23 protein-coding genes and 1 tRNA gene are annotated in these 25,866 nt (G+C 56.8%); 2 read left to right on the forward strand and 22 right to left on the reverse strand.

The window, feature by feature from the left end:
- Window position 1: 1 nt before the first annotated feature.
- The 6 genes from G4C92_RS03365 to G4C92_RS03390 form a co-directional block, all read right to left on the reverse strand.
- Window positions 2–1,030 (reverse strand): ABC transporter permease, encoded by a 1,029-nt coding sequence (locus tag G4C92_RS03365; RefSeq protein WP_274941191.1) that lies wholly within the window; start codon window positions 1,028–1,030, stop codon window positions 2–4.
- Between the two features lie 3 nt (window positions 1,031–1,033).
- The gene (locus G4C92_RS03370; protein WP_274941192.1) at window positions 1,034–2,050 is read right to left on the reverse strand and encodes an ABC transporter permease; all 1,017 of its coding nucleotides are present in this window, start codon (window positions 2,048–2,050) and stop codon (window positions 1,034–1,036) included.
- 19 nt (window positions 2,051–2,069) lie between these two features.
- A complete protein-coding gene (locus tag G4C92_RS03375) occupies window positions 2,070–3,533 on the reverse strand; it encodes a sugar ABC transporter ATP-binding protein (RefSeq protein WP_274941193.1) in 1,464 nt (487 codons plus the stop codon).
- Window positions 3,534–3,728: 195 nt separating this feature from the next.
- Window positions 3,729–4,766, reverse strand: coding sequence for a substrate-binding domain-containing protein (locus tag G4C92_RS03380; RefSeq protein ID WP_274941194.1), 1,038 nt, complete (start codon window positions 4,764–4,766; stop codon window positions 3,729–3,731).
- A 383-nt stretch (window positions 4,767–5,149) separates the two neighbouring features.
- Window positions 5,150–6,169, reverse strand: a complete 1,020-nt coding sequence (locus G4C92_RS03385) for a LacI family DNA-binding transcriptional regulator (protein WP_274941195.1) — start codon at window positions 6,167–6,169, stop codon at window positions 5,150–5,152.
- Between the two features lie 201 nt (window positions 6,170–6,370).
- Entirely contained in the window at window positions 6,371–6,862 is a 492-nt protein-coding gene (locus G4C92_RS03390) for an HD domain-containing protein (protein WP_274941196.1), read from the reverse strand.
- 256 nt (window positions 6,863–7,118) lie between these two features.
- Between G4C92_RS03390 and G4C92_RS03395 the strand changes: the two genes are divergently transcribed.
- Window positions 7,119–7,523, forward strand: a complete 405-nt coding sequence (locus tag G4C92_RS03395; protein ID WP_274941197.1) for a metal-dependent transcriptional regulator — start codon at window positions 7,119–7,121, stop codon at window positions 7,521–7,523.
- A gap of 95 nt (window positions 7,524–7,618) precedes the next feature.
- Here the strand turns inward: G4C92_RS03395 and G4C92_RS03400 are convergent, their stop codons facing one another.
- From G4C92_RS03400 to G4C92_RS03420, 5 genes are all read right to left on the reverse strand, one after another.
- The gene (locus G4C92_RS03400; RefSeq protein ID WP_274941198.1) at window positions 7,619–8,242 is read right to left on the reverse strand and encodes a hypothetical protein; all 624 of its coding nucleotides are present in this window, start codon (window positions 8,240–8,242) and stop codon (window positions 7,619–7,621) included.
- A 91-nt stretch (window positions 8,243–8,333) separates the two neighbouring features.
- The gene (locus G4C92_RS03405; protein WP_274941199.1) at window positions 8,334–9,728 is read right to left on the reverse strand and encodes an MATE family efflux transporter; all 1,395 of its coding nucleotides are present in this window, start codon (window positions 9,726–9,728) and stop codon (window positions 8,334–8,336) included.
- Window positions 9,729–9,739: 11 nt separating this feature from the next.
- Entirely contained in the window at window positions 9,740–10,531 is a 792-nt protein-coding gene (locus G4C92_RS03410) for a histidine phosphatase family protein (protein WP_274941200.1), read from the reverse strand.
- A 169-nt stretch (window positions 10,532–10,700) separates the two neighbouring features.
- Window positions 10,701–12,056 (reverse strand): RICIN domain-containing protein, encoded by a 1,356-nt coding sequence (locus G4C92_RS03415; RefSeq protein WP_274941201.1) that lies wholly within the window; start codon window positions 12,054–12,056, stop codon window positions 10,701–10,703.
- Window positions 12,057–12,291: 235 nt separating this feature from the next.
- Window positions 12,292–14,565: a glycogen/starch/alpha-glucan phosphorylase gene (locus tag G4C92_RS03420; RefSeq protein ID WP_274941202.1), complete on the reverse strand. Its 2,274-nt coding sequence runs from the start codon at window positions 14,563–14,565 to the stop codon at window positions 12,292–12,294.
- Between the two features lie 309 nt (window positions 14,566–14,874).
- Here G4C92_RS03420 and G4C92_RS03425 point away from each other — a divergent pair, with 309 nt between their 5' ends.
- Window positions 14,875–15,759, forward strand: coding sequence for an AraC family transcriptional regulator (locus tag G4C92_RS03425; protein ID WP_274941203.1), 885 nt, complete (start codon window positions 14,875–14,877; stop codon window positions 15,757–15,759).
- A gap of 82 nt (window positions 15,760–15,841) precedes the next feature.
- On the opposite strand, the gene G4C92_RS03430 is transcribed toward G4C92_RS03425, so the two are convergent.
- The 11 genes from G4C92_RS03430 to G4C92_RS03480 all read right to left on the reverse strand — a co-directional run bounded on the left by G4C92_RS03430 (window position 15,842) and on the right by G4C92_RS03480 (window position 25,721).
- Window positions 15,842–15,927: transfer RNA gene (locus tag G4C92_RS03430), tRNA-Ser, on the reverse strand.
- Window positions 15,928–16,017: 90 nt separating this feature from the next.
- Window positions 16,018–17,061, reverse strand: a complete 1,044-nt coding sequence (locus G4C92_RS03435; RefSeq protein ID WP_274941204.1) for a LacI family DNA-binding transcriptional regulator — start codon at window positions 17,059–17,061, stop codon at window positions 16,018–16,020.
- 9 nt (window positions 17,062–17,070) lie between these two features.
- On the reverse strand, window positions 17,071–18,597 hold the full coding sequence (gene arfA, locus G4C92_RS03440) for an arabinosylfuranosidase ArfA (RefSeq protein WP_274941205.1): 1,527 nt from the start codon (window positions 18,595–18,597) through the stop codon (window positions 17,071–17,073).
- A 177-nt stretch (window positions 18,598–18,774) separates the two neighbouring features.
- Window positions 18,775–19,611, reverse strand: coding sequence for a carbohydrate ABC transporter permease (locus G4C92_RS03445; RefSeq protein WP_274941206.1), 837 nt, complete (start codon window positions 19,609–19,611; stop codon window positions 18,775–18,777).
- A gap of 4 nt (window positions 19,612–19,615) precedes the next feature.
- A complete protein-coding gene (locus G4C92_RS03450) occupies window positions 19,616–20,524 on the reverse strand; it encodes a carbohydrate ABC transporter permease (protein ID WP_274941207.1) in 909 nt (302 codons plus the stop codon).
- A gap of 198 nt (window positions 20,525–20,722) precedes the next feature.
- Window positions 20,723–22,051, reverse strand: a complete 1,329-nt coding sequence (locus G4C92_RS03455) for an ABC transporter substrate-binding protein (protein ID WP_274941208.1) — start codon at window positions 22,049–22,051, stop codon at window positions 20,723–20,725.
- A 485-nt stretch (window positions 22,052–22,536) separates the two neighbouring features.
- A complete protein-coding gene (locus tag G4C92_RS03460) occupies window positions 22,537–22,917 on the reverse strand; it encodes a hypothetical protein (protein ID WP_274941209.1) in 381 nt (126 codons plus the stop codon).
- A gap of 16 nt (window positions 22,918–22,933) precedes the next feature.
- A complete protein-coding gene (locus G4C92_RS03465; RefSeq protein WP_274941210.1) occupies window positions 22,934–23,242 on the reverse strand; it encodes a hypothetical protein in 309 nt (102 codons plus the stop codon).
- 16 nt (window positions 23,243–23,258) lie between these two features.
- Entirely contained in the window at window positions 23,259–24,242 is a 984-nt protein-coding gene (locus G4C92_RS03470; RefSeq protein ID WP_274941211.1) for a hypothetical protein, read from the reverse strand.
- Between the two features lie 107 nt (window positions 24,243–24,349).
- On the reverse strand, window positions 24,350–25,090 hold the full coding sequence (locus tag G4C92_RS03475; RefSeq protein WP_274941212.1) for a DUF3307 domain-containing protein: 741 nt from the start codon (window positions 25,088–25,090) through the stop codon (window positions 24,350–24,352).
- Window positions 25,080–25,721: a SatD family protein gene (locus G4C92_RS03480; protein WP_274941213.1), complete on the reverse strand. Its 642-nt coding sequence runs from the start codon at window positions 25,719–25,721 to the stop codon at window positions 25,080–25,082. The genes G4C92_RS03475 and G4C92_RS03480 overlap by 11 nt, the downstream gene beginning before the upstream one ends.
- Window positions 25,722–25,866 lie beyond the last annotated feature (145 nt).

Consider the following 25,866-nt stretch of genomic DNA (forward strand, 5'->3'; position numbering starts at 1 on the left):
ATCAGTTTCCTTCTTTCTCCTTTGCAAGTGCCTTTTCCGCCGCGTTCCTGGCCCTGCGCCGCGCCACGCTCCTCTGATGCAGCGAGTCGAAGACCAGGGCGCCGACCAGCAGGCAGCCATTGACAAACGTTTTCATGGTATCCGGCGCACGCATGATGGTGAACGCGTTGGCGATCATCTGCAGAAGCAGAATCGAAACCGTCACGCCGGCGACCTTGCCCTCGCCTCCATCCGGATCGATGCCGCCGAGCACGACGATCAGGAGGGTCAGCAGCGTGTAGGTGCTGCCGTTGGAGGATTTGGCCGAATTCAGGTGAGAGGTGATCAGAATTCCCGAGATACCTCCCAGAATGCCGGAGAACATGTGTGTCAGGATTCTCGTCTTCACCGTGTTGATGCCCGAATACTTCGCCGCCGTCTCGTTGGAACCGAGGAAATACACCTCGTGTCCGAAAACCGTACAATTCATCAGAAACCAGACGATATACGCCGCCGCGATGAAAATGAAGACGACGTAGGGGATCTGTCCGCCCAGCGCGCCGTTGGAGATCTGAACGAAAGGCTTCGGCAGATTGTTGATCGCCGGACCTCCTGTGATCGCCAGGGAGAGCCCCGAGTACAGCTCCAGCCCGCAGAGCGTCACCAGCATAGCCGGAATGTCAAGGGCTCCGATGATCAGACCGTTGAAGGCGCCGCATCCCGCGCCGACCAGCACCGCCACGATGCAGCCAAGCACGATGGAAAAGGAGGATCCGCCCATCTTTGTCATGATCAGCGCGGCGCACACGCCGCTCAGGTTCATGATGCCCACAAGTGAGAGGTCGATACCCCCGGCGATCATGCAGGCCATCATACCGAAAGCGAGAATACCGTACTCCGGAAACTGATAGAACATCGACCGGAAATTCTGAACGGTAAAATAGGTTTTCCCGTTGATCACCGCCATCAGCGCAAGCACCGCCAGAACCATCACCAGAAGGACAAGGATATGGCTGTCTCTCTTTTTCTCTGTTTTCCCTTTAGCCGCCATCACTCATGCCTCCCCTCTCTTCGCTGCCCGCGTCGCGCGTTTTGCCTGCCATGACGTCAGGATTGTGCCGAGCAGGATCACGAGTCCCACCGCGAACCGCTGCCATGAAGTCGGAATGCCGAGCATGTTCAGGTTGTTCTGCACCAGCGTGATCAGCAGCACGCCCAGCACCGTCCCGGGCACGTCCCCGTGGCCGCCGGTGATCCGGACGCCGCCGATGACGCATGCCGCGATGGTGATCATCTCATCGCCCATCAGCGCCGACGTCGTTGCCGAGTGCATCAGAATGTTATAGATCATCGCCGTCAGTCCGGCGAAAGCGCCCGAGAACGCGTAAGCGAAGAACTGCAGTCCCCGTACGTTGAATCCGGCGACGCGGGCCGCGTTCTTGTCACCGCCGATCGCGTAAAGTCCCCGTCCCAGCATCGTGTGGCGAAGCATCCAACCGATGAGAATGCACCCGACAACCGGAACCAGCACCAGCACGTTGAGCAGATAAGTGAAGCCCGTTCCCTTCGCCGTATAGGAAAGGATGTTGGTATTGTAGATCGCGTTCAGAGAATCCGGAAGCGTCGTGAACTCCCGCGTTCCCAGCAGCGTGATCATGCCGCCCTGTGAGATGGAGCTGGTCGCGAGCGTCGCGATCAGTGGCGGAATGTTCAGAATGCTGACCAGCACCGCGTTCAGCAGGCCGAAGAGCAGGCCGATCAGAATCGCCAGCACGAAGGCGTAAGCCGCGTTGTCGATATGATTCACCTGATTGATCATGTACATCGGGATGTACATCGCCGCGCAGCCGATCGCCGGGAAGGAGACGTCGATCCCGCCCGACAGGATGACGATCATCTCACTCAGCGCGAAGCACATCCAGAAGATCGAGGCGCGCAGCGTTGTGATGATCGTGGCCGGACTGAAGAAGGCCGGCTGTCTGAGACCGACAATGAGGCAGAAGACGGCAATGACATAGATCAGAATCGCCTTCGTACTGGTCAGAGCGGCTTTTTTGTTTTTCTGTTTCATCGTAAGCACCTCCTGACCGTCAGAGCTGGATGTTGTCGATCATGTTATCCGTAACCGCGCCCACATGGCCGTCCCGCATGACGATGATCTTGTTGCAGTTGGTGATCAGCTCCGGCATATCGTCCGAAATAATGATGATGCCGATGCCTTCTTCTGCGAGTTTCCGGAGAATGGAATGAATCTCCGACTTGGCTCCGATATCCACGCCGACGGTCGGCCCGTTCAGAATAAACAGCTTCGGGTCGGTGTTGAGCCATTTGGCGATGACCACCTTCTGCGCGTTTCCTCCGGACAGCGTCCGCACCGCCACGTCCCGCGAGGAAGTCACCACATCGAGTTCCTTTATCAGCTGGTCGGTACTCTCATCCATGGCACTCCGGTCCAGCCGGATTCCGTTAAAGTACTTCCGGATCGAGCTCACCATCATATTGTCTTCCACACTCTTGTGGATGAAAAGGCCCTGCGTCAGACGATCCTCCGGCACATAGGCGATCCGGCTGCGGATCGCGTCCTCCACCGACCGGATCTGAATCTCCTTTCCGTTCAAATACATCCGGCCGCTGTCCGCCGGCGTCACGCCGAAGACCGCTTCGCCGATCTCGCTCCGGCCGGATCCAAGAAGACCCGTGATACCGACCACGTCGCCGCGATTCACCGTGAAGCTGACATCGGAAAACGCGCCCTTCAGACTTAAATGCTCCACACGGAAGATTTCCTCGTCGCTCTTCGGCGGCATATACTTGACGCTGCTGACCTCATGCCCGGTCATATCCCTTGTGAACCGCGCCTGGTCATATTCCGAGATCAGCCCCGTGGATACGAAGCGGCCGTTTCGGAGAATCGTCAGCCGGTCGGCGATCTCGTAAATCTCATCGAGCTTATGGTTGACGATCATCACCGCGATGCCCTTCTCCTTCAGGGAACGGACCACAGCCCAGAGCTTTTTGACCTCCTTTTCAGTCAGCGCCGTGGTCGGCTCGTCGAGGATCAGGAGGCGCGCGTCGTTGATGATGGCGCGGCAGATCGCGACCATCTGCTTGCCGGCTACCGGCAGCATTTCCACCGGAAGATCCGGGTCAAATTCTGCTCCGACCTGCTCCATCGCCTTCTTCGCGGCCTCATGGATCTCCTTCCAGTTAACCAGCTTCCGCCCGCTCTTCACCTCGCCGTTCAGCGCGATGTTCTCGGCGACGGTCATATTCGGGAAAACCGCGAAATCCTGATAGATGACCTGAATGCCCCGGTTGATCGCGTCAATCGGCCTCATATGGGAAACCGGCTCACCGTCGATCTCAATGGTTCCGGAGTCCACATCATGCACGCCGGAAATCGCCTTGATCAATGTGGACTTCCCACATCCATTCTCACCCGCCAGGCAGTGAATCTCTCCTTTTCGAATCGTCAGATCGACTCCGTTCAGCGCGTGGACACCGCCGAAGGACTTTCGGATGCCGGTCAGCTTCAAAAATACATCATTTGCCATAGCATCTCTCCACTTTCAGGGCCGGTCCGAATGAACCGGTCCGCTTGCTTATGCAGTCTGTCATACCCAGTCGCTCTCCTTTCGGCGGCCGGTCCTCACGGGGCGGCTGGGGCGGTGCGTCTTCTTTCAAGACCGCCTTTTCCGAAAAGAGAAGGGGACGCGCCGGCGTCCCCTGCCCATCAGATCCGGATCGGATCAGAAATCGTAATCCGCCATGTTGTCCTTGGTGACATCGATCCGCGCGTTGCCGTAGTAAGCGCTGTCGACCTTCTCGACCTTGTCGTAGCCGTCCACCGGAAGGGACATCTGGTCCTGAACCGTCCCGTTCAGAGCCGCCACGGCCATCTCGATCATCGCCTGGCCCGCCTTTGCCGGATCCCAGACTGAGAAGGATGCGATGGTGCCGTCTTCAACGTACTGCTTCGCGATGGAAGTCATCGACGTACCGACGATCGCGACCTTGCCCGCAAGGCCCAGTTCCTCGACGGCCTGCGCCGCACCGACCACATCCGTGGAAGCGGACCCTTCGATCGCGACGATATCCGGATTCGCTGTCAGCAGCTCCTTCGTCTGGTTGTAGGAGGATGTGGTATCATCCGAGGTCTCGTAGCGTCCGACGCACTCCATGTCCGGGAACTTTTCCTCCTGAAGTTTCTTGGCCGCGTCGCACCACTCGTTGTGGGAGACGGATGTCAGGGAACCGACGAACTGAATGTATTTGCCCTTGCCGCCGGTCAGCTTGCCGAGCTCTTCCATGAAGTTCTCGCCGTACGCGGCGTTCTGGAACGCTTCGATATCATAGTCGCGGCTGGACGGATCCATCGAGGCGGCCTCATGGGTAATCACCTTGATTCCCTGCGCCTTTGCCTTCTCAAGCACCGGAGCCAGCGCCTCGGAATCGAACGGAACGACGCAGATGGCGTCCCAGTTCTCGGAAAGCAGGGATTCCACGTAGGACGCCTGATCCGCTCCTTCCGCGGAGCCGCCGTAGAAAACGTCCGTGCCGTTCTCCTTGTTGTACTCCTTGACGCCGTCCTCCATGCGCTGGAACCAGGCGATGTTGGTCATCTTCGGAACGACGGCGATCTTGTAATCCTTCGCCGTCTTCCCGGCTCCCGCCTCAGCCGATTCCACGACTGACGTGGCGGCGGAAGCGGCAAATGCCGGAACCGCGATCATGGACCCCGCCATCACTGCGCTCATTGCGAAACATGCCATCTTTTTAAATTTCATAGTGCGCCTCCTTCTGCTTGCACTGAACCCGATTTCTCCCGGCAGACTTTCATTTGTTTACTAAATATCAACTTGACAGTCTGTCTTTCTTGTTTACAAATATAGCCAGCAACCACCTGTTTTGTCAACGCATACAGGTCACTTTCCACAATATATACATTGTTTATCAGAATTTTATGTGCAATACGTCCTCTGTTGTGTACTAATTTTAGTCATTCGATTAGCATTACGTTTAGTCGAAGGGAACTATGTATGCTCCGGCAGACAAAAAAACAACGGGAGACGCGTCCGCATCGCGATCAGGCCAATGCGGACGCGCCTCCCGGCTGTCTGTATCCTCGATATGCAATTTTCGCGTCCGGCGCGGCAACGCCCGGTGCGTCTCACGCGGGGTGTCGCTGCCCGGCATTCATGCTGCCCCGCTCGACGAGATTTCCCACAAAGGATGTCTTCGCGGATACAAAGCCTGCGTCTCTTAGGATGTAAAGAAGCTGCCGCACTGCCTGACGTCCGATCAGATCCCGCTGCACATGGATCGTCGTCAGTGTCGGCGTACTGATAGCCGAGTACGGAATGTTATCAAAGCCGATCACCGCTACATCCTCCGGGATCCGGCACCCGGCCTCCTTCAGCGCCTTGATCGCGCCGAGCGCCACCGTGTCGTTATCGGCGAAAAAGCACTCCGGCAGTTCCCAATCCGGCTTCGCCTCCAGCAGCTTCCGCATATCCTCGTGAGCCCCGATCATCGTCGCCATAATCTCGCGGACATCTTCCGGCCTCACCGTAAAGCCCATCTCACGGCTGTACTTCTCAAAGGCTTCCGCCCTCGCCGTGAAATTTTCCGCGTGATAGGCGCTGCGGAGATACCCCACCCGCCTGTAACCGCACGAGTGGATATAGGCCAGCGCGGTATGAACATTCTCCCTGTTGTCAATCCCGACGCAGCTGTAATGCATGCCCGGCATCATATTGTCAACCGACACGAACGGTACGGGAATCGCCTGAAGCGAGCCGTACATTTCCCTCGGGAGCTCAGTCGCGATGACGATCGCGCCGCAGTAAGGCGAAAAGTCCACGCCGCGGATCCATTCGGCCATATCGCCCCTCGCCTCAATCTGGACCAGCGTGTATTCTTCCTTCCGGCATCGCTCCGCCATCGCACTCACGATCGCGGAGATAAAGCCCTCATTTTCCTCCACCAGCACGCCGCCGTGCAGATATTTGATGCAGAGCACGGTACGCGAGCTGTTTTTCGTCCGGGGGTTCGGCGTATAGCCGGTCTCATCGATCACTTTGCGGATTCGTTTTCTCGTCTCGTCGCTCACGCCCTTCCGCCCGTTGAGCACGATGGATACCGCCGCGGGCGAGACACCTGCGACGTCAGCAATCTCACGGATCGTCATGTCACGCGCCTCACTGTTTATATGTTATTTACTAAACATACATTCAGTTTAGTTCAGCGAAATGCGCGCTGTCAAGAATGTTTGCAAAGGATCGCCGTGTGTCCGCCGCATTCCGCGACGAATCGCTGACCGGTCCGGCAAGCTTCATCTGTCCGGAGTGTCCCGGCCCTCTTCACGGCAAAGCGGCCGTGCGGTCAGGTTTTACCCTGCCGCACGGCCGCTCAGCTTCTGTCTCATGTAGCTGACTCCGTCACCCACCGACGCCACCTTGTCCGCCACCGAGACCACCACGCCCTCCAGCGACACCGGAGGATGAATCGTCATGGGAAACATATGGTAGCGGATGATCTTTCTGGTCTTCTCATCGAGATCGGGTACGACCTTCATCGCCTCCTCCACGGAATCGATGGGATGCTGGTGGCAGCACTCCCGGCTGTTCCGGAATTTGTCGTACCGGCCGAGGATGCCGAAATCGTGGCAGAGGGCCCCGAGCACGACATCTCTTCTGTCGGTCTTCACATGCATTTTCCCGAGAAACGAGCAGATCGCCACACTGACCATCGCAACCTTCATCGAATGCGCCGCCACCGTGGACGTATGATGATGGATCTGTGTTCTCGCCGTCTGAAACTGCGGAGATGCCAGCACGTCAGCGCCGTATACGCGGATCTCCGCTTCTCTGCTCTCCTGCATTTGATTTTCCGCCTTTCCGGTTCCTATAGGAACCTCCCGCTCCGGGTCAGGCGAACCGATTCAGCCGGCGGGTTGAACCCCGCCTCCGTCCCGCCCGGGTTGGTCAGCCTCATCATAGCACATTCTGAACAAACCGTTCCTGAAGTTTTTGTAAAACATGCACGTGGAAATTGGTTTGATCAAATTCAATTTTTTCGAATATTGAAATCATCGTAAGCTTGTGCTAATCTTAGTTAAAAGGAAAGGAGGCCGTGTCATGGAAATTCACAAGTCTGCGGAAGATTACCTCGAAGCCATGCTGATGCTGAAGGAGCGTCACGGGTACGTCCGTTCCATCGACGTTGCGGAGCAGCTCGGCGTCACCAAGCCGTCCGTAAGCTACGCGACCAAACAGCTTCGTGAGAACGGCTACATCACGATGGACCACGCAAATTTCATTGTCCTGACGGAGAAGGGAATGGAAATCGCCGACCGAATCTACACCCGTCACAAGGTGCTCACGCAGTTCTTCGGGAAACTGGGCGTCGATCCGGAGACAGCCAGAGATGACGCCTGCAAGGTTGAGCACGACATCAGCGACGAGACCTTCTCCGCGATCTGCCGTCATCTGGACACGCTCGGCGCCGCCAACGCGGCCGGAGCTGCCGGCGGAAACAGCTGACCTTCATGTAAGGCCGCTCTCCCGCATTCTGTTATCCTTCGGACGGATTCCGAAACCGGGGCCGCATACCTGCCGGGGCCGGGACGGCGCGCCGCTTATTTCTGCGGCGCGCCGTCCTCATAAAGGCCAAGCTCCTGCAGGCCCGTTATGATGCTGTCCGCCGTTCTCCCGTCGGCCGCGGTGTAGCGCGTGCATTCCCCCGGATGTTTCTCGGAGACGAAATCCCACCCGGTTCTCAGATGCGGCGCACGCGGGATCCCCATCGCCTCAAAGGCCCGGATCAGCGGAGAGAGGTCGCCCTCCTGACTCATGCCGCGCATCTCATTGTACTCGTATTTTCCGATCTCATTGCCCCGCTGGGAGGAAAGACCGAACCGGCAGAGTCCGTCGTGAATCAGCACCTCGCCGACCGAATTGAGAAGACTCTTCGCGATCCCTCCGGACAGCGTGTCCATGTACCAGGTCTTTCTGTGTCCGCCGTCCGCGATCCGGACCGCACCGTCCGTCGCCTCCAGCACTCTCTCCCGCTGCTCATCTGAAACCGGATTCTCGATCCAGAACGTGAAGTACGTCTCTCCTTCCTCCTCGATGAACCGGTCGAATACGCCGCGGATATGCTCCGCGCTGACGCTGGCGATCAGATACTCATCCTCCGTCGCGTATCCCTCTGTCAGACCTTCCGCCTCCGCAATGTGCGCGCCCCTGATCATCTGAAACATCGCTTATCCTCCTCATGACGATCTGCCGGTTCCGCCGCGGTCAGCTCCCGGTATGCCGTATTGTCCGTTTTCATATTCGATCCGTCCCGTTTCAGTCCGCGGCTGCCGGAACGCCATTTGCCTTCAGAATCCGAAGCTTTTTCCTGTACACCCAGACCAGCTGCAGGCACATCACGCACCAGATGACCGGCTCGCAGACAATCACCGCCGTGTAACCGAAAGGCGGAACAAGAAGCCAGGTGAACAGCACCTTGCCCACCAGCTCGATCGCGCTCGAGACGAGCGGCGTCAGCTTCATCTGCAGCCCCTGAAGCGCGTTCCGCGTATTGATCAGAACGCCCAGCACCGGAAAAAACAGCGATGCGAAACGGAGATACGCCGTTCCGTTGCCGAGGATCGCCGCCTTCCCCGAGCCTGAGATCAGCATCACCAGCGGGTGCGCCGCGAACGTGAGAATCAGAACCTCCGCCAGTCCGACCGCGAGGGAATAGATCCAGGTATACCGGATCCCCCGCTCCACCCGGTCCATCCGCCCGGCGCCGTAGTTCTGGGATACGAACGTGGAAAGCGCTAGACACATCGAGAACAGAGGAAGCGTAAACAGACTCATGATTTTTCTCGCCGCGACATGTCCGCTGATCACGTCCGTTCCCAGAGTATTGATGCCCGACTGAAGCGTCACCGTACCAATATTGACGATCGAGCCCATGAAGGCCATCGAGAACCCCTGCCCCGCCAGCTGGACCAGCATCAGGCGCTCAGGCCGGAAATGACGCTTCGCGGGGATCAGGATCCTCACCCTCAGCAGAATATAGAGCAGGCACAGCACCGTCGAGATTCCCTGCGCGATCACCGTCGCGGCGGCGGCGCCTTCCACGCCCGTCCCGAAACGCGTGATGAAGAGAATATCCAGCACCACGTTGAGGCCTGATGAGAGAATCAGAAACAGCAGGGGGATCAGCGAGTTCCCGATCGACCGCAGCATGGCGGACAGCAGGTTGTAGGCGAAGGTGACCGGCAGCGCGGCTGCCAGGATCAGAATGTACCGGTACGCCTCCCCGAACAGCCCCTCCGGCGTGTGGATCAGCCGCATCAGCGGCCTCATGCCGGTGACGGCGGCCAGCGTCAGCGCCGCCGTCGAGGCTCCTCCGATGAGCAGCGAGCCGGCGACCGCCTTTCTCATCCGCTCCTCATCCTCCATGCCGAAATAGCGGGAGGCGACAAGGGAGAAGCCGACCGCGAGGCTCGAGCAGAACCCCACCATCAGATCAAAGACGGACGAGCATGCTCCGACGGCGGCCAGCGAATGCTCGCCGAGAAAATTGCCGACGATCGCGGTATCGACCGCGTTGTAAAGGCTCTGGAATGCATTTGACAGAAGAAGCGGCAGCATGAAGAGAACCAGCGGCTTCATGATCGGTCCGTGAATCAGATCAACCGAGCCTCTGGTCCTTCTTGCATCCGCCCCTTCCGGTGTTCCCCTCATCCGTTACAACCTCAGTCTCTGAAAACAGTGGAAAACGCGCCGTACCCGGACAGCTTCACGCCCGATTGAAGAAGATGGGCCGTGTCGCCGAACGCCTGCATGCGGAAAAAGGCCGCGTTGTGGAGCCGCTTCTCCGCATTCATCACAACCAGTCCGGCCGGCGGGAGGAACGTGCCGTGCCAGAGCAGCACAGGCGAGACATTCAGCAGATGCGCCAGCATGACACAGGTCACACCCAGATGACAGAAGAAGACCAGCGTCTTCTCATCATCCCGGTCGCGCACCTCGTATTCCTTCGTCCCGTGCAGCTGAATATCCTCAAGGCCGGCAGGCCTCTCCGGTCCGTCCGGATTACGGTAATCGTAATAGTCGCCCAGACGGGTATAACCGTACCGCTCGAGGATCCCGTCCAGCCCGTCACAGACCTTGTACCACATCTTCTCCAGATCCGGGTTCTCACGGTAGAGAGGCGCCTCGAACCACCGGTCCCGGCTCAGCATCACCGGTTCATTGGTCCAGTACTGCGGCATCAGATCCCAAGCGACTCCCTTCGCCTTCTGATAGGGGTGCATGACCGGATAGCTGAACTCACGGAGCCACGGCAGCTCTGCGGCTTCCATATGGAGCGCCTTCAGCGTCGGATAAGCCGTCTCCCTTGCCCGTCCCATCGGCGAGCAGAAAATTTCATCCACCTTCCAGCGGGCCGTGCGTTCCGCCAGCGCCTCCGCTTCCTTTTGCCCCAGTTCCGTCAGGGTATCCGTGGAATAGTCCGGTTCCGCGTGCCGGATAAAAATAAGCCTCATTCATTTCCTCTTTCTTTCTGAAAATGCAGTCCGCGCCGCGCATGCGTCCTGTCTGACCGTCCGCGCGGATTCCGTCGCTGCGGCGGCCGCTTCCGCGCATACAGCAGCTCCGCGGAAAGAGCGATCACCCGTCTCTTCCGCGGAGCTGTCATCCTTTCGCCATTCGAAATCAGAACAGCAGATTCATCACCTGAGATGCGGACATCTTCTGCACGCCGTCCGGGTCCGAAAGAATCCGGCCGCTGCCAGTCACCTTCCATCTTGCCTTGCCGACATAGCTGAGATAGCTCTTGCTCACGGTTCTCGCCTCATACGGCCAGGACGGGAAGTACTTCTTCATGTAATATTTCGCCATCGAAGCCGCCGTACCTGACGTTCCGCTGATCTGAACACCCTTCGGAGAGCTGTGAACCAGAAGCACGCTGCCGTCGCCGTACTGTCCGAGGGAAATCCAGACATGGCCGCTCATGCTGACCACATCGCCCGGCCGGAACGTACGGTCCTTTCCGTTTTTCGAAAGCGTCGCCCAGCCCTTCGAGGCATAGGTGGAAGCGACCGTCGTGGACTGCGTGACCAGATTGTTCTTTTTATTCGCCGTGTACAGTGTGTTGTAGAGAACCCACGCGGCGAATCCCGAGCAGTCGAGTCCGTTCCCGTACTTGTACCGGTAGTTCTTGTAATTATACGAGGACGTTCCGTGAGATTTGAAGAAGCTGTACCAGCCGGACTGGTAGCCGATGACGGACGCGTCGCTTCCCCAGCCGCCGCCCCAGATATAGAGGGTCCGTCCGCAGGGAACCATCGCGTTCTGGAGATAGGACTTCAGCGTGCGCCTTCCGTTGATCGTCGTGTTGTAGTAAGAGCGTTTTGGAACCGCTGTCGAGGTATTCGTCTTCTTCGTACCGGAGGACGAAGTGCCGACGGTCTTTCCGGTCATCGGATTCTTCGGCTGGGAGGAGCTGCTGTACTTCACCAGCATCCACCGCTGCTTGGAGGCGTTGGAGTATCTCTGAAGATTGCAGGTCGCCGCGATCGCGCTGCTTCCGCCGGAGACGCCCAGAACCCGCTTCGAGATCGAGTTCTGAATGATGTAGTAACTGCCCTTTTTGATGAAGTACCAGCGCTGCCGGTTCGCAGACGAATTGGAGGCCTGCGTCACCGCGCCGCCGACTGCCGTCGTGTTGTTCCGGGCCTCGATCACCTTTCCGGAATTTTTGTTTTTGATGAAATATGTGCCGCCCACCGAAGACGGGTAGACGTACCAGACGCGGCGGTCCATTTTCTGAAGAACGCCGAGGCACGCCTTGGCGCCCGTGCTTCTCGAGCCGTTAAGAATCGACAGCGCGCGCGACGGCGCACAGGCCGGAACCAGATAGTAGTATCCGGCGCTGACCTTATAGGACGTCCCCGATGTCACCTTCGAGACCCGGGCGCCGGACGCGGCCTGAACCGGAATCACCGAGCAAAGCATGATCATCGCAATGATCAGCGACAGAAACCGTTTGCCATGTCTGTTTCGCTTCATCCGTTCCCCCTTCACTGACTGAAACCCTTTCGCCGGGGCGCTGCCGCCAGCCTCTGCATCTCCGGCTATCGAAAGGAGGAGAACTTCAATTCTCCTCCGTACATTCTTCCCTTATAGATGTAACACATCTGTAATAATTTGTAAACTAAAAGATCAGATTTCTCCTCCGAAAGCAGGGACCGGACAGGCGGAAACGATCCGCCTGTCCGGTCCCTGCCGTCCTGTCCGCCGTCTCTCAGCGGTTCCGGTCCGCAGTGAGATGCCAGATCTCGTCATTATACTCGCCGATCGTGCGGTCCGAGGAGAAATAACCGGCCTTCGCGATGTTGATCAGCGCCTTCCTTGCCCACGCCTTCGTATCGCCGTAGTCATGAAGCATCCGTTCCTTCGTGGCAAGATAGTCCTCGAAATCCGGGAAGGTCATGAACCAGTCCTTGTGCAGCAGCTCGTCACTGAGCCGCTTCAGGCACCGCGGATCCCCGGCGGCCTGCATGTCCGGCCCGGTCAGGAAATCCACCGCCTTCTTCAGCACCGGGTCCTTCTGATAATATTCGATGGACCGGTAATCACCCCGCCTGTAGCGCTCGATCACCACGTCGGAGGCATCTCCGAAGGTGTAGATGTTGTCCGGGCCCGCCAGCCCCGCGATCTCCACGTTCGCGCCGTCCATCGTGCCCAGCGTCACGCCTCCGTTCAGCATGAACTTCATGTTGCCGGTTCCCGAGGCTTCCTTCGAGGCGAGCGAGATCTGCTCCGAAATATCGCAGGCCGGGATCAGCTTCTCCGCCGCCGTGATATTGTAATTCTCGATCATGACGATCCGGAGATACGGACTGACCTCCGGATCCCGCGCGACGACTTCGCTCAGCGTGAGGATCGCGTGGATGATGTCCTTGGCGATGATGTACGCCGGCGCCGCCTTCGCCCCGAAGATCACCGTGACCGGCCGTTCCGGCTTCGATCCGGCCTTGATCGCCTGATACATGCGGATCGCCCAGAGCAGATTGAGCTGCTGGCGCTTGTACTCGTGAAGCCGCTTCGCCTGCACGTCGAAGACCGAATCCGGGTCCACTTCCGCGCCCTGATGCTCACGGATCCAGTCCGCGAAGCGGCGCTTGTTCTCCCTCTTCACTTCCGTCAGCTGCGCAAGGAAGGCGTCGTCGTCCGTGAAGGCCAGCAGATTCTCCAGTTCCTCCGCCTGATGCTTCCAGCCGTCGCCGATCTTCGACGAAATCAGCGCGGACAGCGTCGGATTGCATTCGCGGATCCAGCGGCGGAACGTGATGCCGTTGGTCTTGTTGTTGAATTTCTCCGGATAGATCCGGTAGAACGGCGCCAGCTCCGTATTCTTCAGGATCTCGGTATGCAGGGCCGCGACGCCGTTGACGGAATGGCTGAAGTGAATGTCGATGTTCGCCATATGTACGTTCTCGTCACGGTCAATGATCTGGACGAACGCGTCATCGTACCGCTCCTCCACCTTCTTCTGAAGGCGTTCGATAATCGGGATCAGCTGGGGAACTGCCGTCTCGAGATAGTGCTTCGGCCATTTCTCCAGCGCCTCCGCCAGAATCGTATGATTCGTGTACGCGCAGACCTTCGTGACGATCTCCACAGCCTCGTCGAAGCCGATCCCCTTCTCGCCAAGCAGCCGGATCAGCTCCGGGATCACCATCGTCGGATGCGTGTCGTTGATCTGAATCGCCGCGTAATCCGCCAGATCATGCAGATTGCTTCCGCGGGACATGCATTCCTCAAGGATCAGCTGGGCGGCGTTGCTCACCATGAAATACTCCTGATACACGCGGAGAATCCGGCCGTCCTCGTCGCTGTCATCCGGATACAGGAACAGCGTGAGGTTCTGGGCGATTTTCTTCTTGTCGAAGCGGATGCGGTTGTGGATGACCCGCTCGTCAAGAGAATCCACATCGAAGAGACGGAGACGCGCGCATTTGCCGTGATAGCCGGTGACCGCAATCTCATAGAGCGTCGAGGTGAGATCCATGCCGCCGAAATGAACCTGATAGTGACGGCCGGTCCGCTTCATCCAGCTCTCCTCGCCCCACTTCAGCCACTGGTCGGGGCTCTCATACTGCTTGTTGTCGACAAAGCTCTGTCGGAACAGACCGCAGTGATAGGCGAGTCCGACGCCGTCCGCCGGCAGGCCGAGCGTCGCGCAGCTGTCGATGAAGCAGGCGGCGAGACGGCCGAGGCCGCCGTTGCCGAGCGACGGCTCGTACTCGAATTCCTCGAGCTCCGAAAGGTTCTTCCCCGCCGCGGCCAGCTCGTCCCGGATCGGATCATAGAGTCTCAGATTGATCAGGTTGTTGCTCAGAAGCTTCCCGATCAGGAACTCCGCCGAGATGTAGTAGAGCTTCTTCTTTCCCTCGTTATAGCCCTTTGCCTGCGCCGCGTCTGTCACAAGGTGAAGCAGCGCGTTGAAAAGCTCCAGATTCGTGCAGTCCTGAAGGGGCTTGCCTGTGTAATCAGCCAGACGTTCCGATGCCATAAAATGGTCCTCCTTTCGACGGCCGGCCCGCGCCGGGCCGTCTTCGTGCCATATCGTTCACCGGCACTGCATCACGTTTTGTTTTTTTCCTGATTGCAGTATACTATCTTCACAGCAGCGGATTCTTGCAATAAAATGGCCTGTAATAACACAATCCTTGCATGCAGGCATGTCTGACGTCCGGCCGGCCGCGTCCGGATCGCATCAGACGCCGGTAAGGAGTCCGGCCGTAAAGGGAGCAGGAACAGCGGCAGCAGCCGTCACGGCCTGATCACACGGTACGGAAAGCCGCAGGAATGGAGGCGCGCTTTGGAACCGAATGACTACACACAGTACCGGGAAACGGCTTCGCACAGGCAGCCCGGCTTCGCCTACAACACATATCTCTGCACCATCCCCCTGGACTTCGACCGGGTTCTGCCCCACTGGCATGAGCAGATGGAAATCGTATACATCAAGAAAGGCTCCGGCACCGTCACGGTGGATCTCAACCGGGTGCCGGTCCGCGCCGGCTCCATCGTCCCGATCCTGCCGGGGGAGATTCACGCCATCGAGAGCGACGAAGGAAAGGACATGGAATACGAGAACATCATCTTCTCCCTCTCCCTGCTTGATTCCAGTGACGCGGATGACTGGAGCCGTCAGCATGTCTTCCAGCCTCTCCGGGACGGCACGCTGCATTTCCCCAGACCGATTCCCTGGGGAACGGCTTTCTACGCGGAAGCCTCAGCCGCGCTGGACGCCGCGGATCTCGCCTGCGACGAGCACCTCCCGGGTTACTCTCTGCTTGTCAAGAGCAGCCTGCTGCGTTTCTTCCACGCGATTTACCGCCATCGCGAGACCTTACCTGCCGGAGTCCGCTCTCACGCGCATCAGCCGGTCACCCGCCTCATGAAGACGGCTCTCACCGAGGTGCACCTTCACTACAGCGAAAAGCTGACCGTCGCCGACGTCGCCGCCCGCACGGGATACAGCGAGGCCTATTTCATGCGGGTCTTCCGGCGCGAGAGCGGTCAGACCTTCACCCGGTATCTGATCGACTACCGTCTGGAGGCGGCCTGCTACTTCCTCCGTGAGACGCAGGATTCCGTGAGCCAGATCGCCAGCCAGTGCGGATTCGACAACTTCTCCTACTTCATCCGTCAGTTCAGGGCACGCTACAAGGTCACGCCCGGCGCGTACCGGAAGCACTGAGGCCGGCGGATGCATGTTCCGCAAAAAAAGAAAGCCGAAGATCCCCGAATTCATTCAAGGATTTCCGACTTTTCTGTGATCGCGGAGAGGATGGGATTCGAACCCATGCGCCCCGAAGGACAAACGGTTTTCAAGACCGCCTCGTTATGACCGCTTCGATACCTCTCCCTGTTTTCTCTGTTTCGCCCCGAAACAACGGAGTTATTATAGCAGGCCGCGGCAGGAATTGCAACGCCGATTGCGGGATGAATGAAACGGTTATGTTCTCCCGCCCCGCACTCTGGCTGTTCCCACCAGTTCCCGGTCGTAGATGCAGACCGGAAGCGTGACGGTGCGGACCTTCGCATCAGGATCGCTGATTCTTCGCAGAAAAAGATTGACGGTCTCCCGGGCAATGCTGCTTCCCGGAGCCGTTGATACGCTCGCAAGCGGCGGCAGATACCGGTAATTGGCCTTGATATTATCGAAACCGACAATGGAAATATCGTCCGGGACACGATATCCGGCCGCAAGAAGACTGTACAGCGCCTGATAAGCATAGTTGTCATAAAAGGCAAAAATCCCCGTATAATTCACGGGGGAAAGCAGTCTGAGTACGGTCTGGCTCTCGATTGCCTGCGCCATTTCCTCAAACGGAATGATCCGGACGGATTCTTCCGGCAGTCCCGCCTCCGTCAGCGCACGGAGAAATCCCCGCCTCCGGAGAATCTCGGAACTGTTGTACCCCGGACCCGAAAGATAAAGAAAGCGTCTGTGCCCGCGCGAAGCCAGCAGGCTGCCGGCCTCATAGCCGCCCCGTTCGTCATCCTCGCACACCAGATCCACCTCCACTCCCTTCAGTCTCCGGTGGACCAGAACCAGAGGAAGCCGGCGGCTGAGGCTCGCGACGAGATTCGATGTCAGGTCACTGCTCGTCGGAAGGAGAATGATGCCGTCCACATTGTGCGACACTGCCTGATTCAGAAGCTGACGTTCCAGCTCCGGGCTGTCATGAGAGGACAGGATCATGACAACATAGCCGTTTTTTCTGAGATCGTAATCGATCTCATTCAGAAGGGTCATATAGTGCATGTTGGTCAGATCCCCCTGAATCACAGCAACCGTGTAGGAATGGCCGGAACGCAGACTGGACGCTGAATTATTCCGGATGTAGCCCAGTCTGTCGGCGGCCTCGGTGATGCGTCTGCGCGTCTCTCCGGGGAGACGGCTGTCTCCCCGGAGAGCTCTTGAAATTGTATTTACTGAGTATCCGCATTCAAGCGCTATGTCGCGCAGTGTCACTCTGGAATCTGATCCGTTCATATATCCTGATTATGCCTCTTTATGCCTTTTACCGAGCCGGATCACATTGAAGGACGCGCAATGCAGCACCGACGTCACGCATCTCCCGTCCGTCTCCGTCCGGTTCACGGCCTTCGGCGCCACATTCTGCGCATCGGCCGAGTTGACCGCCTTCAGATCATCCGACTCGAGCACAATGTGCTCGATCAGGCCGTACCCCTCGAAGCTCGCAAGATCCGTCGTCAGCACGATGTCGTCCTTCAGATCCCGGTTGACCGCGAAGATCGTCAGCTCTTCCTTCTCCTCGTTCCAGACCGCCACGGATTCCACATCGTTCACATCCGAAAACTCGCTGGTGTCATGCCTTGACGATGTCAGCACCGGCTCCAGCGCCACGCCGCGGCCGTACCTTGACGCGAAGAAATACGGATAGAAAATCGTCTGCACCCACGCTCCTCCGTCCTTCTCCGTCATGATTGGCGCGATGACGTTCACGAGCTGGGCGAGGCAGGCGATCTTCACCCGGTCGGAGTGCCGGATCAGCGTGATCAGCATCAGGCCGACCACCAGCGCGTCCTCGAACGTGTAGTGATCCTCGAGAAGAGACGGCGCCTGCTGCCAGGGGCGGTTCGCCATCGTATCATCGTCATCCGCGTTGGAGTGGAACCAGACATTCCACTCATCGAAGCTCAGGTTGATATCTTTCTTTCCTCTCTTCTTCGCCCGGACAAAATCGCAGGCCGCGATCACGGTGCGGATGAAGCCGTCCATCCTGACGGGCTGCGCGAGGAAATTCTCTGTATCGCCGTCGCGGTTTCCGAAATACTGGTGAAGCGAGACGTAGTCCACGTAATCGTAGTCATGCTCAAGCGTCGTGGCCTCCCACTGCGGGAAGGTCGGCATCTCGCTGTTGGAGGATCCGCATGACACCAGCTCGATCGAAGGATCGATCTGCTTCATCGCCTTCGCCGTCTCACAGGCGATCCGCCCGTACTCCTCAGGCGTCTTGGATCCGAACTGCCAGGGCCCGTCCATCTCGTTGCCGAGGCACCAGGTTCTGATCCGGTACGGATCTTTCCGGCCGTTCGCGGCGCGCATGTCGGAATACAGCGTTCCCGACGGATGATTGCAGTACTCCAGCAGATGGCAGGCGTCCGCAACGCCCCGGGTCCCGAGATTCACCGCCATCATGATGTCCGCTCCCGCCTTTGACGTCCAGCGGCTGAACTCATCCAGGCCGAACTCGTTGCTCTCCAGAGACCTCCATGCCAGATCCAGCCGGTGCGGCCGCCGGTCCACCGGTCCGACGCTGTCCTCCCATCGGAAGGTAGAGACAAAATTACCGCCCGGATACCGTATGATCGGCACGTTCAATTCTCTGACCAGCCGAAGAACATCCCTGCGGAAGCCCTCCTCGTCCGCCTCCGGGTGCCCCGGCTGATAGATTCCCGTATAGACCGCCCGGCCAAGATGCTCGATAAACGAGCCGTAGAGGCGCCTGTCGATCTCGGAGATACGAAAGTCCCGATCCACGATCATCTTCGCGTACTTTTTCATAAAATGCAATCCTCCATCCTGATTCGTGATACAGATCCGGATTCGGCGGCACATTCCGCACACGACGGCTGCCTGCCGAATCCCACTATATAATGGACGCCGCGGGTTGACAATCCCAAATATCCCTTGCCGTTTCTGTCCTGCCTTCTGACGCAGCCTTTGCCCGAAGCCGCCGGCTCACCCTTTCACCGCGCCTGCCGTCAGCCCCTCAATAAAATATTTCTGGAAGCAGACGAACAGGATCAGAATCGGAATGAGGGCAAAGCAGGAACCGGCGATCAGGACATCGTAATTGTTCCCGTAAGGCGTCAGAAGGCTCTGGAGTCCGACCGGCAGCGTGATCGTTGTGATCTTGTTGGTCACGATCATCGGCCAGAGAAAGTTATTCCAGCTCGCCATCCCTTCATAAATTCCCATCGCCGCGAACGCCGGCTTCATCAGAGGAAGCATGATCCGCCAGTAGATACCGTATTCGCTGCACCCGTCCACACGGGCGGCGTCAAGGAAATCCCGCGGAATCCCGCTGAGGTACTGACGGAAGAAGAAAACCAGCATTGGCAGCACGATATACGGCAGGATGATACCGGTCGTCGTATTGATCAGCTTCATATTGACGATTAAGCGGTAGAGCGGAAGCAGAATCACCTCCGTCGGCACCATCATCACAAGAAGAACCAGCATAAAGAAAAAGTTCTTGCCCTTGAACTCATACATCGCAAAGCCGTAGCCGACCCATGAGCTGAGCAGCAGGGCCAGCGCAGTCTGAAGGACCGTGACAACCATCGAATTCCTGTACCAGATGAAATAGTTTCCGCCGTTGGTAAAGAGCATCCTGTATTCGTTCAGATTGGCCTTGGCCCAGTCGATGTTGAAATTCAGGCCGTTCCGCATCAGTTCCTGACCGGGCCGCAGCGAAGCGCAGAACAGAAGCGCCAGCGGAAGAAGCGTGATCACGGCAATCAGCACAAAGAAAAGAATAAGGAATGTGGTTCTGAGCGCAGATTTTCTTTTCATGGTCTTACTTCTCCCTTCTGAAATATCCGTTAAGCATCAGCTGAACCGCGTTGAGTCCGAGTACGATCAGAAGGAAGATCACGCCGATGGCGCTCGCGATCCCGATATTGTTCTGCTCGAAGCCGAGACGGTAGAGCATGCCAACGATCGTGGTGGCCACGTTGTTCGGCGACTTGTTCCCGTTAAACAGCATATAGGATTCCGAGAACATCGCCATGCCTCCAAAAATCGAGATCGTCAGCACATAGACAATCGTGGGCTTGAGCAGCGGCACCGTCAGATACCAGAATGTCTGTATATCGGAAGCTCCGTCGATCGCGGACGCCTCGTAAAGAGAAGCGTCGATCTGCTGAAGGCCTGAAAGATAGTACATCATATTCACGCCTGTCCAGCGCCACAGGCAAAGCAGAAATAGTGTAAGCCAGACGGTGGAGGGCGTCCGCAGCCAGATCAGAGGGCCCTTTCCGAATATATGCAAAATCTGATTCATAAAAGCGCCGGGCAGTTCCCCGAACATCATCCGGTAGCAGATACCGGATACGACAACGCTGGTCAGGGCCGGAACGAACAGGATCGAGCGGAACATATTCTTGCAGCGCATATGCCGGCTGTTGAGAAGCACCGCCATCACAAGCGGGATCGGGATCATCAGGGCACATGAAACAACCGTGTAGAACAGACTGTTCCGGACCGCCTTCTGGAAAACAGCATTTTTGAGAATCCGGTAATTGTCGAATCCGATGAACGTCGTGTTCGGTCCGGCGACCTTCTGAAAGCTCATCACCACCATGCTCACGATCGAATAAGCAAAGAACACGCCGAACGTCAGCAGGAACGGAAATATGAAGACGTAAGGCGCCGCCTTTTTCGAATAGAGAAATCTCTGAACTATGCTTTTATTATTCTTTTTCATGTTAAATCCCTTCGCCTCCGGTTAATCAGCCTGGCCTGCATGCCGCGTATCTGAAAACAGATCGTGCGGCACAGGAGTTTCCTCCCATGCCGCACTCCCTGTCTCATCCTTTATGAACGGCAAAGGTTCTTTCTCCGCCGCCTTTCAGGTGCTGTCCCCGCAGACCTCATGATATGCCTTGGCCCGAAAACAGCTTTTTCAATCGGTGATGATGCTGTCCTGCTCATTCTGCAGAAGTTCTTTTGCATCTTCGTCGACACTCGCCTCGAATGCATTCTCATAGGTCGTGGACACCAGCGTGCTGTATGTGTTTGCGTACTGGCCGGAAATATCCGGAGCCGTGAGGTCTGTGCCGTTCTTCTTCAGAATGTCGAACGGGTTCGTCGTAAAATACTGAAGAAACTTGTTGTCTTTATTCTGCGTGATGGCCGGATCATCCCAGAGTTCCGTACGGATCGGGTCGAATCCGAGCTTTTCCCACTCATAAGTGCAGCCCTTCTTCGAGAGCTTCGCATACGCGAGAAAATCCTTCGCAAGCTGCTCGTTCTTCGTTCCCTTGATGACCGATGTGCCCGTTCCGCCCTGAAGCACTTCGCGGGTGTCTCCCTTATTCCATACCGGAATCTGATAAATCGCCATCTTCTGCTTGAGATCCGGGCAGTAATCGGTGAATCTTCCCATATACCACAGCGGCATCAGGACGCACGCGACGTTACCGCCGTTCAGGTGGCCGTACCACTCCTCGGTATGGAAACCGCCGCCGGGTGCGATTTCGCAGATGCCGTCCTTCATCATCTCACGGATTTTCTCGATCACCTTGACATGCGCGTCCGTCACAAGATCCGGATTGCCGTCCTTGTCGACATACTGCGCTTTCAGCTCGAGCATCATCATCTGCGGGAAGAACAGGTCGGATGTCTCAACCGCACACATATATTTTCCGGTCTTCTCCTTCACCTGCTTGCCGGCTTCGATGAAGTCGTCCCATGTCTCAATACTCGCCGGATCCACGCCGGCCGCGTCCATGATATCCATGTTGTAGTAGGCAACCGACGCTCCCAGATGGAAATCCGCTCCATACACGTGTTCGCCGTCCCCGTACATGTTGATTCTGGACATGACGACGTCATTCCTGTAAGGTTCGACCGCATCGTCGATGGGAACCAGATAGCCGTCTTTCAGGAACGCTCCGTAGTGGCCGATTTCGATATCCGCCATATCCGGCGCTCCGTCGCCGGACTGACATGCCACCAGCAGCTTGCTGTGAATGGAAGCGGAATCCCCCGTCGTCACCGTCAGATTGATTGCCCGGTCCGGATTTTCCTTGTTCCACTCGTCCGCCATCGTCGTCCAGAACCCGACATGCAGAGACTGGAACGTCCAGAAATTCATATCCGTTCCGCCGTCCACAAAGGTATTCGTCCCCTGCGTCGTTTCCTCTCCGTCGGCCATCGCGGGTGCGGCTCCAAAGAGAGTTCCTGCTGTCATTGCAGACACCAGAACCGCTGCCATCAGCTTTTTGTTCATACACTGCTCCTCCTTATAAATATTGATTTATCTCTCCAAGAGATAGCTGCCGGAAATTATATGAACATCATGTTAACAATTTGTCTGTTCAACTGTTTTTCTCTTCTTCATTACAGCTATTAGATTAACGTTAATCTTACTACATGTCAATGTTTTTCATCGTATTTTCAGTCATTATTACGTCTTCCGGATCAATTTCGTCGTTTATGATGGTTTTATCTTGGTGATTTTGTTAACTTTTCATGAATACAGCAATCCCCTCCGCACGTTTTCATGCGGAGGGGATCCCTTTGCGCTTTTGCAGTTTTCGATCCTTTTATATCGGGACCGTTATATGACAGACTATGATTGTCAGCTTCTCCCGCCACCCTTGAATGGATTCTCGCACTGCTTTTTCTATGTGTCAGCCGGAAGTGTCTTCCCTCACCCCCCGGAGTGTTCAGAATCGCTCGAAAAGTATATTGAAGCGGTACCGATCGGTTCCTTCAGACGGTTTCCATCGTTTCCGTTTCTTCGATGATCCGGGCATAGCCCTCACGCTTCTCTTCCGGGATGTCAAGCGCGTCCATTGCTTCGCGAGCTGACCAATGCATGCGGGACATTAAGCTTTTGATATTCGATACGGATGTGTCCTGCGTGACACGCTGTGTTACATCCTGCGTGACGCGTCGTGTTACATCCCTTGTCACACGATTTGTCACATCCCTCGTCACGCGATTTGTCACATCCCTCGTCACACGATTTGTCACGTCCCTCGTCACACGATTTGTCACATCCCTCGTCACACGGTCTGTATTGTTTTTCAGTTCTGCCGCCAGCTCTTCCTCAAACTCCGGCCGCATCAGTTCTTTCAATGCATCGCACATGACATGATCCTGTCTTTCAGACGTTTTTCGGCGTTTCCTTTTCCCCGATGAGCCGGGCATAGCTCTCACGCTTCTCTTCCGGGATGGCAAGCGCGTCCATTGCTTCGCGAGCTGACCAATGCATGCGGGACATTAAGCTTTTGATATTCGATACGGCTGTGTCCTGCGTGACGCGCTGTGTTACATCCTGCGTGACGCGTCGTGTTACATCCCTTGTCACGCGATTTGTCACATCCCTCGTCACACGGTCTGTATTGTTTTTCAGTTCTGCCGCCAGCTCTTCCTCAAACTCCGGCCGCATCAGTTCTTTCAATGCATCGCACATAACGAGATCCTGTCCTTCAGCCGTTTTTCGGCGTTTCCTTTTCCCCGATGAGCCGGGCATAGCTCTCACGCTTCTCTTCCGGGATGGCAAGCGCATCCATTGCTTCACGCGCTGACCAATGCATGCGGGACATTAAGCTTTTGATATTCGATACGGCTGTGTCCTGCGTGACGCGCTGTGTTACATCCTGCGTGACGCGTCGTGTTACATCCCTTGTCACGCGATTTGTCACATCCCTCGTCACACGGTCTGTATTGTTTTTCAGTTCCGCCGCCAGCTCTTCCTCAAACTCCGGCCGCATCAGTTCTTTCAATGCATCGCACATGACAGGATCCTCCTTCTTTAATTTCTCAAACAGATCAAAATTGGCGCTGATCGCGATCTGCATCACCGCATCGGACATCCGCTGGTCCCGCGGAGAACCGGCTACCTCCCGATTCTCCAGAATGAGCCGCTCGGCGTTTGTCCGTGTCAGATGACGGGTCAGCGCCTTCAGCCAGACATGTGTGCCTTCCGGCAGTTCTTCAATCGCAACGACCTGCGTGGCAAACATCGTATCCGGTCCGGACAAGTTGTAGATACCGGGATACGGGCAGCGGATGACATTACCTGCCTCCTTCATCTGCTGCAGCAGTTTGTCCGGCTTCTCCTGCCGTATGATCGTCAAGGTGACGTCCGCGGCGGGAATCTCGTTGACCCGTTTCCCGGCCAGCGCCTTATACAGACAGCCATAGGCCACCGTTTTGTAGTAGGTGTCGATATTCAGGTCATCGCCGGGCGATTTGTACTCGAACAGGTTATGCCTTCGGAAGATCTGCCCGATGGCCTCCTCAATGGGCTGGCTGCCTGTCTTGCGGATGACCAGCAGATCCACCTGCAGCGGTTTGCTGCTCAGGTTATATTCTCTCTGATACTCCAGCTGGTCCCTGGACTTCCGCAATGTGAGTTCCAGCGCGTCGCAAAAAGCCGGATGCCATTGTGTTCTCTTCGTTTCGGCCACTGTATTTTCCTCTCCTGCCATCATTATAGGGGGCACCCCAGAGGACGTCAACAGGAGCGGCTTTTGCAAAGCCGGCATGTCAGCAGCTGCCTGGGCCCGGTCCGGATTTAACCTGCAAGCCATTTCCCGACGGCCACGACCGTCAGGGCGCAAAGGGTACTGAGCAGCGTCCCGACCAGATAGTATTCCGCAAACGCTCTGTCGTTTGCTATCTGGTCGAATCTTGCGATGGACTTGGCCGTAAGCACGAATCCCAGGGCCGTGTATTCTCCCTTCCAGAGGCAGGCCAGCAGAACCATCCGTTCGAGGATCCCAATGACCCTTCCGGTCCTTTGTTCTTCTGCGCCCAACTCAGTCCGGGCCTGTATTGGCTTGCCATGGCAGATCAGACGGATCAGAATATTGCACGGCGTCCCAAGGGCAAGGACACAGAACAGGATGGCGCCGCTCTCACGGCCCGGAACCTGCATGCGGGCCAGCATGGTACTGAACACCTTCATTGGGTGCGGAGCCGGATCCGCCAGAGACAAGGCGTAGGCTGCGATGAACAGGGAGAGGACGTGCAGGCACTGATCCAGCAGATATGTCCATGGCTGTCTGATGCGCCACCAGCGCTTTGAAACGTCGATCGCCAAATGCGTCAACGCAAGAGCGGCACATGTGCCCAGAAAAGACGCACGGCCGCCGTATAGGAAAGCAACAGCGGCAAACGGCAGGGCGTACAGCACGCCATGCACAGCCATGGCTTCAGCTTTCCGGTCTTTTTCTGCCGCGATCCGGTCGGTTTGCAGGACAAAAACTCCTATAAGATGAGCTATCCAGACAACAAGAAGCATCTCACGAAACATGGTACAGCGCCTCCAGGCCCCTGCGGATATGCTCCGTCAGGCTGATGTAACGGGTATATTGGCTTAGATGCAGGCCTGAATAGACGGACGACTGCGAAATGGTAAGCCTTCGGCCTGCCTCTGCCTGAGACATTCCCGTAGACAGCAGGGCAATGATCCGGCGCTGCTGTTTTGTCCATCCGCACCGGATTTCCCATGCTGAATCTACCGCATCCTGAAGCAGGGCTTCCAGTATGGACCCTGTCTGCACGCTTTCTAACCGGATGCAGCTTTGGTTCTTTCTTTTGTGTACTGTGTTAATCGCGCTTCGTGCGCGATAGAAGGCCGGCCCGTCCGCCCCAATGGCGGCGTTACGGTTCACCTCTGTCGTCAATTCGCCTATCCCGACGCCGAATCGAACCTGAACAGGCCGGATGGCGTCGGCAATGTCCGACAGGATCGGCATCAGGCAGCCCGGTTCCTGCAAAATCCCCTGAAACTCATCGCCCAGCGTGATTAAAAAATTGGCTGCGATCTGGTCAGCATATTTTTTATTCACCTGGTCCAGCGCAGCCTGCAGTTGGCACTGGACGGCATTCCTGTCCCGGATTTGCCGTGATCGAACTAGATCTCCGATAATCGCTACATACATGATCTTCACCGATAATAGAAAGAACAATCTATATTTTCGATTATATAAGATTTATTCTATTATCGCAAGAGCCATGTCTTTCTTTTCGTCTTGCGAACATTGCCTCAAACGTCTATAATATTCCTTAAAAGGAATGCTCTGAATA

Source organism: Chordicoccus furentiruminis (genome assembly GCF_019355395.1).
Classification (GTDB): domain Bacteria; phylum Bacillota; class Clostridia; order Lachnospirales; family Lachnospiraceae; genus Chordicoccus; species Chordicoccus furentiruminis.

What these genes read in the sequence shown, in the direction of transcription:
- G4C92_RS03365 (WP_274941191.1), bottom strand. Translation starts at nt 1,030, where the DNA reads ATGGCGGCTAAAGGGAAAACAGAGAAAAAGAGAGACAGCCATATCCTT.
- G4C92_RS03370 (WP_274941192.1), bottom strand. Translation starts at nt 2,050, where the DNA reads ATGAAACAGAAAAACAAAAAAGCCGCTCTGACCAGTACGAAGGCGATT.
- G4C92_RS03375 (WP_274941193.1), bottom strand. Translation starts at nt 3,533, where the DNA reads ATGGCAAATGATGTATTTTTGAAGCTGACCGGCATCCGAAAGTCCTTC.
- G4C92_RS03380 (WP_274941194.1), bottom strand. Translation starts at nt 4,766, where the DNA reads ATGAAATTTAAAAAGATGGCATGTTTCGCAATGAGCGCAGTGATGGCG.
- G4C92_RS03385 (WP_274941195.1), bottom strand. Translation starts at nt 6,169, where the DNA reads ATGACGATCCGTGAGATTGCTGACGTCGCAGGTGTCTCGCCCGCGGCG.
- G4C92_RS03390 (WP_274941196.1), bottom strand. Translation starts at nt 6,862, where the DNA reads ATGCAGGAGAGCAGAGAAGCGGAGATCCGCGTATACGGCGCTGACGTG.
- G4C92_RS03395 (WP_274941197.1), top strand. Translation starts at nt 7,119, where the DNA reads ATGGAAATTCACAAGTCTGCGGAAGATTACCTCGAAGCCATGCTGATG.
- G4C92_RS03400 (WP_274941198.1), bottom strand. Translation starts at nt 8,242, where the DNA reads ATGTTTCAGATGATCAGGGGCGCGCACATTGCGGAGGCGGAAGGTCTG.
- G4C92_RS03405 (WP_274941199.1), bottom strand. Translation starts at nt 9,728, where the DNA reads ATGAGGGGAACACCGGAAGGGGCGGATGCAAGAAGGACCAGAGGCTCG.
- G4C92_RS03410 (WP_274941200.1), bottom strand. Translation starts at nt 10,531, where the DNA reads ATGAGGCTTATTTTTATCCGGCACGCGGAACCGGACTATTCCACGGAT.
- G4C92_RS03415 (WP_274941201.1), bottom strand. Translation starts at nt 12,056, where the DNA reads ATGAAGCGAAACAGACATGGCAAACGGTTTCTGTCGCTGATCATTGCG.
- G4C92_RS03420 (WP_274941202.1), bottom strand. Translation starts at nt 14,565, where the DNA reads ATGGCATCGGAACGTCTGGCTGATTACACAGGCAAGCCCCTTCAGGAC.
- G4C92_RS03435 (WP_274941204.1), bottom strand. Translation starts at nt 17,061, where the DNA reads ATGAACGGATCAGATTCCAGAGTGACACTGCGCGACATAGCGCTTGAA.
- arfA (WP_274941205.1), bottom strand. Translation starts at nt 18,597, where the DNA reads ATGAAAAAGTACGCGAAGATGATCGTGGATCGGGACTTTCGTATCTCC.
- G4C92_RS03445 (WP_274941206.1), bottom strand. Translation starts at nt 19,611, where the DNA reads ATGAAAAGAAAATCTGCGCTCAGAACCACATTCCTTATTCTTTTCTTT.
- G4C92_RS03450 (WP_274941207.1), bottom strand. Translation starts at nt 20,524, where the DNA reads ATGAAAAAGAATAATAAAAGCATAGTTCAGAGATTTCTCTATTCGAAA.
- G4C92_RS03455 (WP_274941208.1), bottom strand. Translation starts at nt 22,051, where the DNA reads ATGAACAAAAAGCTGATGGCAGCGGTTCTGGTGTCTGCAATGACAGCA.
- G4C92_RS03460 (WP_274941209.1), bottom strand. Translation starts at nt 22,917, where the DNA reads ATGTGCGATGCATTGAAAGAACTGATGCGGCCGGAGTTTGAGGAAGAG.
- G4C92_RS03465 (WP_274941210.1), bottom strand. Translation starts at nt 23,242, where the DNA reads ATGTGCGATGCATTGAAAGAACTGATGCGGCCGGAGTTTGAGGAAGAG.
- G4C92_RS03475 (WP_274941212.1), bottom strand. Translation starts at nt 25,090, where the DNA reads ATGTTTCGTGAGATGCTTCTTGTTGTCTGGATAGCTCATCTTATAGGA.
- G4C92_RS03480 (WP_274941213.1), bottom strand. Translation starts at nt 25,721, where the DNA reads ATGTATGTAGCGATTATCGGAGATCTAGTTCGATCACGGCAAATCCGG.